This window comes from Brachybacterium endophyticum (genome assembly GCF_003130585.1).
In the GTDB taxonomy this organism is placed as follows: Bacteria; Actinomycetota; Actinomycetes; order Actinomycetales; family Dermabacteraceae; genus Brachybacterium; species Brachybacterium endophyticum.
Map to the genome: position 1 here is coordinate 639,751 of NZ_QFKX01000002.1, position 14,639 is coordinate 654,389.

Here is a 14,639-nt window from a genome sequence, read left to right on the forward strand (position 1 = left end):
GCACCGGGACCGTCCCCGCGTTCGCCGTCCCTCAGCCCCTGAGCACCTCGGAGAGCTGATCGAGGCTGGCGTCCCAGCCCTGCCGGTAGTTCTCGGGCAGGGAGTCCTCCGCCCACGGACCCGTGTGGCGCAGTGTCAGGCGGGTGCCCGCGCCGTCGCCGCCGGCGGTCAGGTGCAGGTCGATCGCCTCGTCGACGGCTGTGCCGTCCTGGTCGGCCCAAACCCAGGTGGCCGCCAGGCGCGACGGCTGCTCGGCGACCAGACGCTGCCCGCGGATGCTCGTGCCGATCCGCGGGGCGTCGATCCGGTAGCTGCCGTTCTCGGTGTCGAGCGAGACCGTGACGTCCTCCCAGTGCTTCCACCACCAGGACCCGAGTCCCTCGCTCGAGGTGAAGGCCTCCCAGACCCTCTCGGCGGGGACGGGCAGGTCGCGGACGACCTCGAGGGGCCGCTCGGTCATCAGGTGCCAGCGCTCGGCGGCGGCGGTCTCGATCGCCGCGTCGTCGGCCGCCTCGGCCGCCTCGCACCCCAGCTCGCGGGCGAGAGCCTGCAGGAGCTGCTCCCAGCCGCCCCCGTAGCCCTCGACGTGGTCGGGCTCGGTGAGCGTGTGCCGCAGCCAGATCGCGGCGCCCTCGCCGTCGGGACGCACGCGGGCGTGGATCATGCTGTCCCGCTCTCCCTGCCAGGACCACGCCAGGGCGAGGTGGTCCGCCTCGAGCATCAGCAGCCGGCCCACGGCCGCATCGGAGGCGTCATCGCCCAGTCGCAGCTCGAAGGAGTCGCCGGGCCCGCTGGGGTCGCCCTCGACGTCGCCGAGCCAGCGGGAGCGCCGCTCGGGATCGACCAGGGCCTCTCGCACCGCCGACGGGGCGGCGCTCACGTGGCGACGCAGCACCATCTCGGGGGCCCGGGCCGTGCCGAGCAGGGATCGGGTGACCAGATGCGTGCCCATGGGATCCGTCCTTCGCCGGTGAAGTGGGACACGTCCATTGCATCACCGGGCGGTCGATCCGGCCACCCCCGGGAGCGCGTGACTGGGTAGCCTCGCAGCATGGTCTCCGACGCACCCTTCGCCCGTGCCGCCCGCCAGTCCGTCGCCGCAGGGATGCGGCCGGGCAGCGAGGGGCCCGCCTACGACCGGACCGCTCCGCAGGCGCCCGTCCTGCATCTGCGCGGACCGATCCTGCTGGGGCCCGAGGAGGAGGTCCCCGAGGCCTGGGTCGTCGGCGGCCGCATCCGCCACCAGCGCCCCGACCTGCCCTCCGGCACCGAGGTCCGCGAGGTCGACGGCTACGTGCTGCCCGGCCTCGCCGACCTGCACTGCCACGTCGGCATCAGCGACGAGGGCACCGGCACCACCCTCGACCAGGCGCGGGGCCAGGCCCGCACCGACCGCGACACCGGCGTGCTGCTGATCCGTGACGCCGGCTCGATCATCGACACCGCACCCCTGCAGCGCGAGAGCGATCTGCCCCGCATCATCCGCGCGGGGCGCCACGTGGCCCGCACCCGTCGTTACCTGATCGGCTACGCCCACGAGGTCGATCCCGATCAGCTGCCCGCGACCGTCGCCACCGAGGCGCAGCGCGGGGACGGCTGGGTGAAGCTCGTCGGCGACTGGATCGACCGGGAGGCCGGGGACCTCACCCCCACCTGGTCGGCCGAGGACTTCCGCGTCGCCGCCGAGGTGGCCCACGCCGGCGGCGCCCGCATCACCACGCACACCTTCGACGAGGAGACCCTGCCGCTGGTGCTGGACGCGGGCTTCGACTGCCTCGAGCACGCGACCGGACTGACCGACGCCACCATCGCCCGCGCAGCGGAGGCGGGCGTGCCGGTGGTGACGACCCTCGTGAACGTCGACGAGTTCGAGACCTACGCCTCCCAGGGCGAGAAGAAGTTCCCTCGCTACGCCGACCACATGCGACGTCTGCGCGCGCAGCGCTTCGAGCGCACCCGCGATGCGCACGACGCCGGCATCCAGCTGCTGACCGGGACCGACGCTGGGGGAGTGCTGGGCCACGGGATCATCCACGACGAGCTCGACGAGCTCGCCGCCTGCGGGCTCGACCCGGTCGCGATCCTGCAGGCAGCCTCCTGGGCGCCCCGGGAGTTCCTCGGCGTGCCCGGACTGGAGGACGGCGCCCCGGCCGATCTCCTGGTCGTGGACGAGGACCCGCGTCGGGACCACCGGACGCTGCGCGCCCCGAGCCGGATCGTCCTGGACGGGGCCGTCGTGCGCTGACACCGCCCCTCGAGCGTGTCCGGCGGCCGTGCAGCGCCGCTCCCGCGCTACCGTCTGCCCATGCACTCCGAGGACGAAGCGCAGGCATCCCGCCGCCCCGCAGCCCACGACCCTTCTGCCCGGACCTCCGCCGGCACGGACCCCTCGTCCGCGGCCGACGCGCCCACCGCCGTCGACGCCGTGGGCGAGGCCGAGGGTCCCGCCCGCTGGAAGCTCATCGGCCCCGGCCTGGTGGTCGCCGCCACCGGTATCGGCGCCGGGGACCTCGTGGCGACCCTCGTCGCGGGATCCCGGTACGGGTACGCCCTGCTGTGGGCGGCGGTCGCCGGCGTGGTCATCAAGATCTTCCTCGTCGAGGGCGCGGGTCGCTGGACCCTCGCGACCGGCCACTCGATCTTCGAGGGCTGGCGCCGCGTGGGCCGCTGGACGTCCTGGTACTTCGGCCCGTACATCGTGGTGTGGGGCTTCGTCTACGGGGCCACCGCCATGAGCGCCTCGGCGCTGCCGCTGGCGGCGCTGGTCCCGCAGCTGCCGGTGATCGGCGACATCCCGCTGTTCGCCCACATGCCTCTGGCCGTCTACGCGGTGATCTCGGGCCTGATCGGTGCCACGCTGGTGTGGTTCGGCCACTACCACGCCCTCGAGAAGGTCGTCGCGGTGCTCGTCGGCATCATGTTCGTGACCGTGGTCGGCGCGGCCGTGATCACCCTCCCCAACATCGGCGACATCCTGGGTGGGCTGATCCCGCGGATCCCCGACGGCGGCCTCTGGTACACCCTCAGCATCGCCGGGGGAGTGGGCGGCACGATCACCCTGGCCGCCTACGGCTACTGGCTCACCGAGAAGGGCTGGTCCACCCCGCGATGGATGCGCGTGATGCGCATCGACAACGCGATGGCCTACGTCCTCTCCGGGATCTTCGTGATCGCCATGCTCGTCGTCGGCGCGGAGCTGCTGTACTCCTCGGGCATCGCGATCGGGGAGGAGGACCGCGGCCTGCTCGACCTCGCCGACGTCCTCGCCTCCCGCTACGGCACCGCCATGAGCTGGGTCTTCCTGATCGGCTTCTGGGCCTCCTCGTTCTCGTCCGTGCTGGGTGTGTGGAACGGGGTCTCGATCATGTTCGCCGACTTCTGGGGCAGCGCCCGCAAGCTGCCGGAGGACCACCCCAAGCGCCGCATCGGCGGCACCTACTACCGGATCTACATCCTGTGGCTGACCTTCCCCCCGATGCTCCTGCTGCTCCTGGGCAAGCCCGTGCAGGTGATCGTCGCCTACGGCGTGCTGGGCTCGCTGTTCATGCCCTTCCTCGCGATCACGCTGCTGGTGCTGATGAACTCCCGTCACATGCCCGAGCGGTGGCGCAACGGCTGGGTGCTCAACGTGGTCCTGGGGATCGTCGCCGTCGTGTTCATCGCGCTCGGCGCGAACCAGCTGGTCGGCAGCATCACCGGCGCGTGACCAGGTCTCGCCGGGGCCTCGGCGCAGGTGTGCCGGGCTCCGTCGCGGCCCGTGTGCCCCGGGGCACACGGGCTCACCTGGCACCACATCCACCGGGCTGGCATAATCAAGCCCTGTATGCGCGTCGGCCGGCCCTCTACCCGCCGGCGTGCGACACCCCGAGACGCGTCAGCGCCCGCATGACCCCACAGGCTGCGACGCGACTCACCCGAACATCGCCGAAGGAGAGTCCACACTCGTGGCCGTCAAGATCCGTCTCAAGCGCATGGGCAAGATCCGTGCACCGTTCTACCGCATCGTCGTGGCCGACTCCCGCAAGAAGCGTGACGGCGCCGTGATCGAGGAGATCGGCAAGTACCACCCCACCGAGCAGCCGTCGCTGATCGAGGTGCAGTCCGAGCGCGCGCAGTACTGGCTCGGCGTGGGCGCCCAGCCCACCGAGCAGGTCGCCGCCCTCCTCAAGGTCACCGGTGACTGGCAGAAGTTCACCGGCGAGGGCGACACCGCCGGAACCCTCAAGGGCGCCGAGGACAAGCAGTCCGCCGAGGCCCTGATCGCCGAGGCCGACAAGGCCGCCGAGAAGTCCCGCGAAGGCGCCAAGAAGTCCAAGGACGCCGACGCGCCGGAGCAGCCCGCGGGCCAGGACGTCGAGCCGGGCTCGGAGGAGGCTCCCGCCGAGGGCGAGACCACCACCGAGGCCGACGCGGCCGCGGACGAGGCCAAGAGCGACGAGGCCTGAGATGAGCTCTCGCGCCGAAGCACTCGACCACCTGGTGCGCGGCATCGTCGACAACCCCGACGACGTCCGCGTCACCGAGAAGGACACCCGTCGCGGTCCCCTGCTCGAGGTGCGGGTCAGCCCCGACGACCTCGGTCGGGTGATCGGTCGGTCCGGTCGCACGGCCCGCGCCCTGCGCACCGTGACCGGGGCCATCTCGGAGGACGACGTGCGTGTCGACATCGTCGATGTCGACCGGCGCTGAAGCTCTTCCCCTCATCTGACGCAGGAGGCGGCACCGCACGCGGTGCCGCCTCCTGCGCGTTCCGTCCCTCTTCTCCCGTCCGATCCGACCACTTCCGATCCGAGCAGCAGGAGCCCGTGTGAACGCCCTCGACGTCACCATCGCCACCATCGGCAAGGCCCACGGCCTGCGCGGGGAGGTCGCACTGATCCTGCGGACGGACCAGCCCGAGGAACGCCTCGCCGCCGGGACCGTCTTCCCCGTCCCCGCCGCCGAGGGGCCCCGGGAGCTGACGCTCGCCACCACGCGGGTGCAGCAGGGGCGCTGGTACGCACGGTTCGAGGAGGTCGCCGACCGCACCGCCGCCGAGGCCCTGCGCGGTCTCGAGCTGACCCTCGCCGTGGATCCCGACCTCGAGGCCGAGGAGGATCCGGATGCCTGGTACCCCTCCGAGCTGAGGGGCCTCACCGTTCGCCACGTCGACGGGCGCGAGCTCGGCACCGTCGTCGACCTCGAGCACTACCCCGCGCAGGACCTGCTGATCGTCCGCACGCCGGCCGGGTCACGCGTCATGCTGCCCTTCGTCGCCGAGCTCGTCCCCGAGGTCGACACCGAGGCCGGGCAGGTCCTGGCCGACCCGCCCGGCGGGCTCTTCGACGCGGCCGAGGCGAGCGACGCCGACGGCGGGAGCGACGACGCGACGACCGGCGAGGACTGAGCCGTGCGCATCGACGCGATCACGATCTTCCCCGATTACCTGCGAGCGCTGGACCTGTCCCTGATCGGCAAGGCCGCCCGCGACGGGCTGATCTCGGTGCACCGCCACGACCTGCGCGAGTGGGCGCACGACCGTCACCGCACCGTCGACGACTCGCCGCTGGGCGGTGGGGCCGGGATGGTGATGAAGCCCGAGCCGTGGGCCGAGGCCTTCGCCGCCGTGATCGAGCAGGGCAAGGCCGAGCTCGGGCCGCAGGCCGAGCCGCTGATCGTCTTCCCGAATCCCGCGGGTCAGGTGTTCGCGCAGGCCACCGCGCAGGAGTGGTCCGGGCGCGAGTGGATCCTGTTCGCCTGCGGCCGGTACGAGGGCATCGACGAGCGGGTCTACGAGCACCTCGAGGCCGCCGGGCACGAGATCGCCCTGGTCTCCCTCGGGGACTACGTCCTGAACGGCGGCGAGGTCGCGGTGCTCGCCCTGACCGAGGCGATCGTCCGTCTCGTCCCGGGGGTCGTCGGCAACGCCGAGTCGCTGGTCGAGGAGTCCCACTCCGACGGCCTGCTCGAGTACCCGCTGTACACGCGGCCGGCGCGCTGGGTCGATCCCGCGGGCGCCGTGCGCGAGGCCCCCGAGATCCTGCTGTCCGGGGACCACGGCCGGATCGCAGCCTGGCGTTCGGAGCGCTCCGCCGAGCGCACCCGCGAGCGGCGCCCGGACCTCTGGGACGCCCGCGACTGAACGGCACGTCCCGCGGATGATCACCGGGGGAGAGTGCGGGGAGTGGGCCGGGTGCTCGCCGAAGCGTGATCTGCGCCGGGCGGGATTGCCGCTCACGCGTCGCCCCTGGCAGAATGACCCGCTGGGTGCACGCCGCGCACCGCTCTGCCCCAGGGGAGCGATGCACCGAGCGGTCGGGCAGGTCCGTCGCGTCGGAAACGCGGCCAGAGGCCCAGCACCACGGCACGACGAAGCGGCCTCAGGGCTCGCGCGTCGCGCCGGAACGAGAACGGTTCATGACAGGGGTCCGTGCGACGGCCCCACGAGAACTCCGTCCGACCTGGGGCGAACGGCAGGAGAGAGCACATGCAGAAGCTCGACGAGCTCGACAAGGCGCAGCTGCGCGAGGACATCCCCGCCTTCCGCGCGGGCGACAACGTCAAGGTCCACGTGAAGGTCGTCGAGGGCAACCGCTCGCGCGTCCAGGTCTTCCAGGGGTACGTCATCGCTCGCCAGGGCGACGGCATCCGCGAGACCTTCCGCGTGCGCAAGGTGTCCTTCGGCGTCGGCGTGGAGCGCGTGTTCCCCGTCCACGCCCCCACGATCGACAAGATCGAGGTCGTCACCCGTGGTGACGTGCGGCGCGCCAAGCTGTACTACCTGCGCAACCTCACGGGCAAGAAGGCCCGCATCAAGGAGAAGCGCGAGCACTCCTGATCCTCGAGGATCCTGCGCGAGAGGAGGCCTCGATGCCCACGGACCCGGCGTCCGAACGCACCGGGGCCTCCCCGTCACGGCGGCGGCCACTCCTGGTGGCCGCCGCCGTCGTCGTCGTGCTGCTGATCGCCGCGTTCGGTGTGCGCTCGTTCGTCGTCGCCCCCTTCCGCGTGCCCAGCTCGTCGATGGCGCCGACGCTGCGCACCGGGGACGTGGTCCTGGCCGACCGCAGCACCCGCGGGACCGCCGAGCGCGGGGAGATCGTGGTGTTCGACGGCTCCGGCTACTTCCCGAAGCAGGGCGCGATCTCGTCCTACTGGGTCAAGCGGGTCGTCGCCGTCGGTGGAGACCACATCTCGTGCTGCTCGAAGGGCCGTCTGATCCTGAACGGAAAGCCGCTCGAGGAGCCCTATCTCCCGCGGGGGACCGACACCAGCACCGTCCGCTTCGACCTGGAGGTGCCCGAGGGGCGCATGTTCGTCCTGGGGGATTCGCGGACGGATTCGACCGACTCGCGATTCCTGCTCGGCCAGCCCGGCGGAGGGATGATACCTGTGGATCGGGTGGTCGGTGAGGCCAGTCGCATTGTGTGGCCCCGTGACAGGGCCGGGACCCCCGGACAGTTAGGATCAGCGCGATGAACGAGAAGGCGCCCGAGCCCGGGGACCCGACCGCCGGCGACGAGCAGGAGTCGGCTCCCGAGCGGAGCAGTGCCGGCGCATCCGGCGCCCGCACGCACGCCAAGCGCCGCGGCTACCGCGGGAGCTGGCTCGACTACGTCGTGACCATGCTCGTGGCCCTGATCATCGCGGTCCTCGTCAAGACCTTCCTGATCCAGCCGTTCTTCATCCCTTCGGACTCGATGAACCCGACCCTGGTCCAGGACGACAAGATCCTGGTCTCCAAGCTCACCCCCGGGGTCTTCGACCTGCATCGGGGGGACGTCGTCGTCTTCGAGGACACCCAGAACTGGATGCAGTCGGAGACGGGCATGACCCAGACGCCCCGGTACCGCCTGCTGACCGTGCTCAGCTGGGTGGGGCTGGCCCCGGATCCCTCCCAGGACCACCTGGTCAAGCGCGTGATCGGCGAGCCCGGCGACCGGGTGCAGTGCGAGCGGGGCGGTTCGGTGAGCGTCAACGGCAAGACGATCGACGAGCCCTACATCAACCCCGAGACCCCGGCCTGTCAGTGGGACTTCGACGTCACCGTGCCCCAGGACAAGCTGTGGGTGATGGGCGACAACCGCTTCGATTCCGCGGACTCCGCCTATCACTACTCCCAGGGCGAGGAGCCCTTCGTGGACCAGGACGACGTCACGGGTCGTGCCGTCGCGATCTTCTGGCCCGCCAGCCACTGGACCGGACTGGGGGACGGCCGCGACGCCTTCGACGCCGTCCCCGCCAACTCCTGAGCCCCCGCGGCGCGTGATGGCCTCCGACGCCTCATCCCGCGTGCGGTCGCTGCCGGCAGCGATCGTCCCCACGCTCGACACCGAGCTCTCCCTCGCCCGCTCCCACCCGGCCGCCGGTTCCGGTGTGGTCGTCGCGGGGCTCGACGAGGTGGGCCGCGGAGCCCTGGCGGGGCCCGTCGTGGTGGGGGCCTGTGCGGTGCGGATCCTGCCGGCGGGGATCGAGCGGCCGCTGCCCGACGGCGTCCGCGACTCCAAGGCCCTCACGGCCCGTCGCCGCGAGGGACTCGTGGCCCCGATCCGGCAGGCCGCGCTGGCTCACGCGACCGGCTGGGCGAGCCCCGCCGAGATCGACGAACGCGGCATCCTCGCCGCTCTCGCCCTCGCCGCGGGCCGCGCCCTCGCTCACCTCCCCGTCCCGCCCGAGATCGTGCTGATGGACGGCGACGCCGACATCGTCACCCCGGCTCTGGGCGAGCTGGCGCGTCAGGGCCGCGCCGTCCCGCGTTCGCTCGTGCACCTGCAGGTCAAGGCCGACCGCGATTGCCAGAGCGTGGCCGCGGCGAGCGTGCTGGCGAAGGTCGAGAGGGACCAGCACATGGTCGAGCTCGACGCCCTCGCCACCGACTACGGCTGGGCCGGCAACAAGGGGTACGGATCGGCCGCCCATCGCGAGGCGCTGCGCCGGCTCGGTGCCCACGCCCAGCACCGTCGGTCCTGGAACCTCGGCCTCCCATCTGCCGAGCAGGAGCCTGGCGTACTGTGGGGCGGCGCGGGCGATCAGCCCCGTCCCCTGATCCCGAAGGAGGCGCAGCCGTGAGCACCCAGGACCTCGAGAGCTATGAGTCCGACATGGAGCTCCAGCTGATCCGGGAGTACCGGGACGTGGTGGGCCTGTTCACCTACGTGGTGGAGACGGAGCGCCGCTTCTACCTGTGCAACCAGGTGGACATGCAGGTGCGCACCGCGGGCGGGGAGGTCTTCTACGAGCTCACCCTCGCCGACGTCTGGGTCTGGGACATCTACCGCTCGAGCCGCTTCGTGCGCTCGGTGCGCGTGGTGACCTTCAAGGACGTGAACATCGAGGAGCTCGCCAAGCCCGACATCGCCCTGCCCTGAGCCGACGAGAGGAACGGGCGGTCGACGACGGCGGGCGGCCGACGAGCACCGCGCACGGGTCCTCCACCATCGCGGCTGTCCACAACCCACCGCGCCGCCGGCTCCGTCCGGCCAGGGTGAGGAGATGGACCCCGCACCCGCCCCAGTCCCGTTCCCCGCTCCCGTCCCGCCGGCCCGGCTCAGCACCCTCGAGCTCGGGGCGATCGGCGAGGACGTCGTCGCCTCCCGGCTCGCCGCGTCCGGCTGGCAGATCATCGATCGCAACGTGCGCAGCCGCGCCGGCGAGATCGACATCGTCGCCCTGGACGGCCCCACGCTCGTGTTCGTCGAGGTCAAGACGCGCCGTTCCCTGCTGACCGGGGTGCCGCAGGCCGCCGTCACGCCCCAGAAGGTGCGGCGGCTCCGACTGCTCGCCGGCACGTATCTGATGGACAACGCTCCGCGCCACCGCGACGTGCGCATCGACGTGGTCGCCGTGCACGTGCTCGGTGCGGGCGGCTGCGAGATCGAACATCTGCGAGCGGTCTCGTGACCTCCGGGCCCAGGTGCGGGCAGGCCCGTACTCGCTCGGTCGCACTGCGCGGCATCACCGGCACCGTGGTGGAGGTCGAGGCCGACGTCGCCACCGGTCTCCCGGCGTTCTTCCTCGTCGGTCTGCCCGATTCCACCACGCTGCAAGCGCGGGAACGGGTGCGGGCGGCAGCGGGGGCCGTGGGCGCGGCGATCGCGCCCCGTCGGATCACGGTGAACCTCTCGCCCGCGTTCGTCCCCAAGGCCGGCTCGGGCTTCGACCTCGGCATCGCCGTCGCGATCCTCGCCGCTCAGGGCGCGGTCCCAGCGGGAGCGGTCGAGAAGGTCGCGCACCTGGGGGAGCTCGGCCTGGACGGCTCGCTGCGTCCCGTGCCCGGCGTGCTCCCCGCCCTGCTCGCGGCCCGCGACGCCGGGGTGCGACGTGTCGTCGTGCCCGAGGCCAATGCCCGGGAGGCGGCGCTCGTCGAGGGCCTGGAGATCACCCCTGCGCGCGACCTCGCGACCGTGCTCGCGGGTCACGGCTGCGCGCTGCCGCCGCTCCCGGGGCGCGCCATGCTCCAGGAGCGCCCGGTCGCGCCGCCCGCACCTCCTGTCACGGACGCCGTCCCCGTCCCGGACTTCGCCGACGTCATCGGGCAGGCGCAGGCGCGCCGGGCGGCCGAGGTCGCCGCGGCAGGAGGCCACCACCTGCTGCTGCAGGGGCCACCGGGAACGGGCAAGACCATGATCGCCTCCCGCATCCCCGGCATCCTGCCCCCGCTCGCCGACGAGGACGCCCTCGCCCTGAGCGCGGTCCGGTCCCTGGACGGCAGCCTCGATGCGGAGCGCGGGCTGATCCGCACCGCCCCCTTCGAGTCCCCGCACCACACCGCGAGCGTCCCCAGCATCGTGGGCGGCGGCAGCGGCACCGCCCGCCCGGGCGCGGTCTCGCGTGCACACGCCGGCGTGCTGTTCCTGGACGAGGCCCCGGAGTTCTCCGGACGGGTGCTCGAGGCGCTGCGCGAGCCCCTCGAGACCGGGGACATCACGCTGCACCGCTCCCAGGGGGCCGCCCGCTATCCCGCGCGATTCCAACTGGTGCTGGCGGCGAATCCGTGCCCGTGCGGGATGGCCTTCGGCAACGGCAGGGAGTGCACCTGCACGCCCCTGCAGCGTCGACGCTATCTGCGGAAGATCTCCGGCCCCGTACTGGATCGCATGGACATGCGTCTGCAGGTCGGCAGCGATGAGTCCGTGCGCACGGGCAGCGCGGCGGGATCGCTGGGCGGCGAGCCCAGCGCCCGCATCGCCCAGCGCGTCGTGCGGGCCCGCCGTGCTCAGGCAGCGCGCTTCGCCGACGAGCCCTGGCTCCTGAACTCCCAGATCCCGGGTGCGCAGCTTCGCCGCGAGTACGCAGCGCACACGCTCGCAGCCACGATGCTCCAGCGCGCCCTCGCCCACGGCCGGCTCACCCTGCGGGGGCACGATCGTGTGCTGCGGGTGGCATGGACCGTCGCGGACCTCGAGGGCGATGCCCGCCCCGACGTCGACCATGTGGGACTCGCCCTGACCCTGCGGGGGGACGATCTGCGATGACCCTCGACGATGACCGCATCTCCCGGGTGACCTGGTCGCTGCTCGCCGAGCCCTCGGACGCCGCCGCGCACGCCACCTGCACCGAGTACGGCGCCGGTGCGGGACTGGAGATCCTCGCCGCGGAGGACGTCGGCCCCATCGCCCGCGCGATCGAGAAGCATCGGCTGGCAGACCCCTCCGATCCCACCACCAGACGTCAGGACCCCCAGGTCTCCGGACGCGCCGCGCTGCGCCGCTGGAGCGAGCGCCGACGGCGGATCGACGTCGACGCCGTCCTGGACCAGGCCCGTGAGCAGGGGATGCGCGTGATCGTCCCGGGTGATCAGGAATGGCCGAGCGCCCTCGAGGACCTGGACAAGCGCGCTCCCTTCTGCCTGTGGGCCCACGGCCCCGGTCGTGCGGATGCCCTCACCGGGGCGCATGCCGTCGCGATGGTCGGCTCGCGAGCCTCCACCGCCTACGGGGAGGACTGCGCCGGGTCCTTCTCGGCAGCGCTGGCAGGGGAGGGGATCCCGATCCTGTCCGGGGGTGCGTACGGCATCGACGCCGCTGCGCACCGGGGCGCGCTGGGGGTCGACGGGGCCACCGTCGCGATCCTCGCCGGTGGTCTGGACAGGCTCTACCCGCGCGGCAACGAGCGTCTGCTGCAGGCGGTGCGGGAACGGCACCTGCTGCTGTCGGAAGCACCTCCCGGCACTGCGCCGACACGCTGGAGGTTCCTCGAACGCAATCGCCTGATCGCCGCTCTCGCCCGGGTGACGGTCGTCGTCGAGGCCTCCTGGCGCTCCGGTGCCCTCTCCACGGCACGCCGGGCCGAGGACATTGGTCGCACGATCGCCGCCGTCCCCGGGCCGGTGGCGTCCGCCGCATCCGCGGGCTGTCATCGACTGATCCGCGAGAACGGAGCGACGCTGGTCACCGAGGCACAGGAGATCCGTGAACTGCTCCCGCACACCGATCCCGCCGGGGAGTCCTCCCATGCGGTCCAGGACGAACTCGACATCCTGTCGCCCGTCGAGCATCGCGTGCTCGATGCCGTCCCTCCGCGTTCGGCCACCTCGCCCCGGAGGGTCGGCGAGGAGATCGGCTGGGAGGAGCGAGAGGTGCGGGCCGTCCTCGGCAGGTTGGACCTGCTGGGCATCGTCCGGGTCGAGGGGGAGCGGGTGCGGCGACGCTGACCCTGGTCGGCACCGGCCCTGGTCGACACCGACCCTGAACGACACCGGCCCTCGACGCCATGAATCCTCGGCGGAACTCACCCTCGACGGTGCGACACTGGCCCCATGGGCACGACGCGAGGCGAGAGCACCGGACGGACCGGGACGTCCGACGAGTCCGTGCTCGAGCCCTTCGCCGAGCATCTGCGACTCGAGCGGGGACGCTCCGAGCACACCGTCACGGCCTACGTCCGCGAGGCCCGCAGCCTCCTCGTCTACCTGCGGGAGGCCGAGCGGATCCCCGTGGAGGAGATCGACGTGACCGCACTGCGATCCTGGCTCGGAGCCCGCGCGGAATCCGGACTCGCTGCCTCCTCGCTCGCCCGGGCAGCCGCCGCTGCCCGCACCTTCGTCACCTGGCTCGCGCGAACCGGTCGCATCCCCCAGGACATCGGCGGTCGTCTCAAGGCACCCCGCCGCGGGCGGCACCTCCCCACGGTGCTCAGCACGGAGCAGGCCGATCAGCTGCTCGGCCTGGCCGCCGCTCCCGGCGAGGAGGGCGGGGCACAGGGCACAACCGGTCGGCCGGCCCCGTCCGACACCGGCGAGGCCGACGCTCGTGCGCGCGCACTGGGACTGCGGGACGCGGCGATCCTGGAGCTGCTCTATTCCTCGGGTCTGCGGGTCTCGGAGATGGTCGCCCTGGACGTCCATGACATCGACGACTCGGAGCGCACGGTGCGCGTGATGGGCAAGGGGGCCAAGGAGCGCGTCGTCCCGGTCGGTATACCGGCGGTCCGGGCGATCTCCCGCTGGCGGGACGAGGGGCGCGACGAACTGGTCACCGCCGCTGCCGGCCGAGCCCTCTTCCTCGGGGCCCGGGGCGCTCGGATCGGCGACCGCGCGGTGCGCACCCTGGTGGATCGCCACGCCCGTGAGGCCGGCATCCACCGTCACACCACCCCTCACACGCTGCGGCACACCGCAGCCACCCATCTCGTCGAGGGCGGGGCGGACCTGCGCAGTGTCCAGGACTTCCTGGGCCACGCCTCCCTCGGCACCACCCAGATCTACACGCACGTCAGCGCGGAGCGCCTGCGCGCCACCCTCGACCAGGCCCATCCCCGCGCCTGAGAGCAGGCGGGACCGGGTGCGGGTCGCGATCAGTGTCGGTGCCGGGGGACCTCGGTGAGCAGGGAGAGGGAACCCGTCAGCGGGAGCAGCACACTCGGAGCGGCACCGCGCAGCAGCGGCTCCGGATCGGTGTAGTCGGCGCCTCCGCGCCGCGCGCCCAGGTGCAGGCACGCCCGTTCGCAGTGCGAGCCGGCCTCCTCGAGCTCGCCGATCGGCTGGCCACCGCTGACGTGCTCTCCGACCTTCACGGAGGCCGTGATCGGCTCGTAGGTCGAGAGCAGTCCGTCGGAGTGCAGGATCGAGACCACGCCGCGCCCGGCCACCGAGCCCGAGAACCGCACCGTCCCGTCCTCGACCGCTCGCACCTGCGTGCCGGCCCCGATGATGTCGACGCCGCGGTGTCCGGCGCCGTACGTGTCCGGCGGTGGGACGAAGGGACCGACGATCTCGTGGGGAGGATCCATCGGCCATCCCCACCTCCCGTGGCTCGTCGGGTCGCCGGGGGAGCCGGCCGACTCGCCGAGGGATCCGGTCGCTCCCTCGTCCGCCCGGATCCCCGGATCGGCGTGTGCAGGCGTCGTCAGATGCAGGAGGACCACGAGCAGGACGCCGATCAGTGCGGCCAGGGCGCGGCGACGCCGGACGTGCGCCGACGGCCGGGTCGGGGAGGGGTGCGGATGGGAGGGCAGGTGCGGGAGCATGCCGGAAGTCTCGGGTCACCCGTGACGGGGCGCCAGAGGACATCGTCCGCGGGGGACGACCGCGCTGTGGGGAGGATCGGCGTGACGCACGGCGCTCCCCGCGGGGTGGGTGCGGCGTCGGCGGTCGGCTAGACTGACGACAGCGTCCGGCATGTCCGGGCGACTTCGCGTGCCCGTACGGTCCCACCGGTCGT

General features: G+C 72.6%; 17 protein-coding genes. 15 read left to right on the forward strand and 2 right to left on the reverse strand.

The window, feature by feature from the left end:
* Positions 1-31 precede the first annotated feature (31 nt).
* Positions 32-952, reverse strand: a complete 921-nt coding sequence (locus DEO23_RS07245) for an SRPBCC family protein (protein WP_109275309.1) — start codon at positions 950-952, stop codon at positions 32-34.
* 153 nt (positions 953-1,105) lie between these two features.
* Between DEO23_RS07245 and DEO23_RS07250 the strand changes: the two genes are divergently transcribed.
* The 15 genes from DEO23_RS07250 to DEO23_RS07320 all read left to right on the forward strand — a co-directional run bounded on the left by DEO23_RS07250 (position 1,106) and on the right by DEO23_RS07320 (position 13,744).
* The gene (locus tag DEO23_RS07250; RefSeq protein ID WP_109275641.1) at positions 1,106-2,245 is read left to right on the forward strand and encodes an amidohydrolase family protein; all 1,140 of its coding nucleotides are present in this window, start codon (positions 1,106-1,108) and stop codon (positions 2,243-2,245) included.
* A 60-nt stretch (positions 2,246-2,305) separates the two neighbouring features.
* Positions 2,306-3,706 (forward strand): Nramp family divalent metal transporter, encoded by a 1,401-nt coding sequence (locus DEO23_RS07255; RefSeq protein WP_109275642.1) that lies wholly within the window; start codon positions 2,306-2,308, stop codon positions 3,704-3,706.
* Between the two features lie 238 nt (positions 3,707-3,944).
* Entirely contained in the window at positions 3,945-4,445 is a 501-nt protein-coding gene (rpsP, locus tag DEO23_RS07260) for a 30S ribosomal protein S16 (protein WP_109275310.1), read from the forward strand.
* A gap of 1 nt (position 4,446) precedes the next feature.
* On the forward strand, positions 4,447-4,689 hold the full coding sequence (locus DEO23_RS07265) for an RNA-binding protein (RefSeq protein WP_109275311.1): 243 nt from the start codon (positions 4,447-4,449) through the stop codon (positions 4,687-4,689).
* Between the two features lie 118 nt (positions 4,690-4,807).
* Entirely contained in the window at positions 4,808-5,386 is a 579-nt protein-coding gene (gene rimM / locus DEO23_RS07270) for a ribosome maturation factor RimM (RefSeq protein WP_109275312.1), read from the forward strand.
* Positions 5,387-5,389: 3 nt separating this feature from the next.
* A complete protein-coding gene (gene trmD / locus DEO23_RS07275) occupies positions 5,390-6,121 on the forward strand; it encodes a tRNA (guanosine(37)-N1)-methyltransferase TrmD (protein ID WP_109275313.1) in 732 nt (243 codons plus the stop codon).
* Positions 6,122-6,466: 345 nt separating this feature from the next.
* Entirely contained in the window at positions 6,467-6,817 is a 351-nt protein-coding gene (gene rplS / locus DEO23_RS07280; protein WP_109275314.1) for a 50S ribosomal protein L19, read from the forward strand.
* A 32-nt stretch (positions 6,818-6,849) separates the two neighbouring features.
* Positions 6,850-7,458, forward strand: coding sequence for a signal peptidase I (lepB, locus tag DEO23_RS07285; protein WP_109275315.1), 609 nt, complete (start codon positions 6,850-6,852; stop codon positions 7,456-7,458).
* On the forward strand, positions 7,455-8,231 hold the full coding sequence (lepB, locus tag DEO23_RS07290; protein ID WP_109275316.1) for a signal peptidase I: 777 nt from the start codon (positions 7,455-7,457) through the stop codon (positions 8,229-8,231). The genes lepB (DEO23_RS07285) and lepB (DEO23_RS07290) overlap by 4 nt, the downstream gene beginning before the upstream one ends.
* A 16-nt stretch (positions 8,232-8,247) precedes the next feature.
* Positions 8,248-9,048, forward strand: a complete 801-nt coding sequence (locus DEO23_RS07295; RefSeq protein WP_109275317.1) for a ribonuclease HII — start codon at positions 8,248-8,250, stop codon at positions 9,046-9,048.
* On the forward strand, positions 9,045-9,347 hold the full coding sequence (locus tag DEO23_RS07300; protein WP_109275318.1) for a DUF2469 domain-containing protein: 303 nt from the start codon (positions 9,045-9,047) through the stop codon (positions 9,345-9,347). The genes DEO23_RS07295 and DEO23_RS07300 overlap by 4 nt, the downstream gene beginning before the upstream one ends.
* A gap of 124 nt (positions 9,348-9,471) precedes the next feature.
* Positions 9,472-9,879: a YraN family protein gene (locus tag DEO23_RS07305; protein WP_109275319.1), complete on the forward strand. Its 408-nt coding sequence runs from the start codon at positions 9,472-9,474 to the stop codon at positions 9,877-9,879.
* The gene (locus DEO23_RS07310; protein WP_109275320.1) at positions 9,876-11,453 is read left to right on the forward strand and encodes a YifB family Mg chelatase-like AAA ATPase; all 1,578 of its coding nucleotides are present in this window, start codon (positions 9,876-9,878) and stop codon (positions 11,451-11,453) included. The genes DEO23_RS07305 and DEO23_RS07310 overlap by 4 nt, the downstream gene beginning before the upstream one ends.
* The gene (dprA, locus tag DEO23_RS07315) at positions 11,450-12,631 is read left to right on the forward strand and encodes a DNA-processing protein DprA (protein WP_109275321.1); all 1,182 of its coding nucleotides are present in this window, start codon (positions 11,450-11,452) and stop codon (positions 12,629-12,631) included. Before DEO23_RS07310 ends, dprA begins: the two co-directional genes overlap by 4 nt.
* A gap of 105 nt (positions 12,632-12,736) precedes the next feature.
* On the forward strand, positions 12,737-13,744 hold the full coding sequence (locus tag DEO23_RS07320; protein WP_109275322.1) for a tyrosine recombinase XerC: 1,008 nt from the start codon (positions 12,737-12,739) through the stop codon (positions 13,742-13,744).
* Positions 13,745-13,773: 29 nt separating this feature from the next.
* On the opposite strand, the gene DEO23_RS07325 is transcribed toward DEO23_RS07320, so the two are convergent.
* A complete protein-coding gene (locus DEO23_RS07325; protein WP_109275323.1) occupies positions 13,774-14,445 on the reverse strand; it encodes a murein hydrolase activator EnvC family protein in 672 nt (223 codons plus the stop codon).
* Positions 14,446-14,639 lie beyond the last annotated feature (194 nt).

Coding starts and splice junctions, on each gene's coding strand:
- DEO23_RS07245 (WP_109275309.1), bottom strand. CDS start 952: ATGGGCACGCATCTGGTCACCCGATCCCTGCTCGGCACGGCCCGGGCC.
- DEO23_RS07250 (WP_109275641.1), top strand. CDS start 1,106: ATGCGGCCGGGCAGCGAGGGGCCCGCCTACGACCGGACCGCTCCGCAG.
- DEO23_RS07255 (WP_109275642.1), top strand. CDS start 2,306: ATGCACTCCGAGGACGAAGCGCAGGCATCCCGCCGCCCCGCAGCCCAC.
- DEO23_RS07265 (WP_109275311.1), top strand. CDS start 4,447: ATGAGCTCTCGCGCCGAAGCACTCGACCACCTGGTGCGCGGCATCGTC.
- rplS (WP_109275314.1), top strand. CDS start 6,467: ATGCAGAAGCTCGACGAGCTCGACAAGGCGCAGCTGCGCGAGGACATC.
- lepB (WP_109275315.1), top strand. CDS start 6,850: ATGCCCACGGACCCGGCGTCCGAACGCACCGGGGCCTCCCCGTCACGG.
- lepB (WP_109275316.1), top strand. CDS start 7,455: ATGAACGAGAAGGCGCCCGAGCCCGGGGACCCGACCGCCGGCGACGAG.
- DEO23_RS07295 (WP_109275317.1), top strand. CDS start 8,248: ATGGCCTCCGACGCCTCATCCCGCGTGCGGTCGCTGCCGGCAGCGATC.
- DEO23_RS07305 (WP_109275319.1), top strand. CDS start 9,472: ATGGACCCCGCACCCGCCCCAGTCCCGTTCCCCGCTCCCGTCCCGCCG.
- dprA (WP_109275321.1), top strand. CDS start 11,450: ATGACCCTCGACGATGACCGCATCTCCCGGGTGACCTGGTCGCTGCTC.
- DEO23_RS07320 (WP_109275322.1), top strand. CDS start 12,737: ATGGGCACGACGCGAGGCGAGAGCACCGGACGGACCGGGACGTCCGAC.
- DEO23_RS07325 (WP_109275323.1), bottom strand. CDS start 14,445: ATGCTCCCGCACCTGCCCTCCCATCCGCACCCCTCCCCGACCCGGCCG.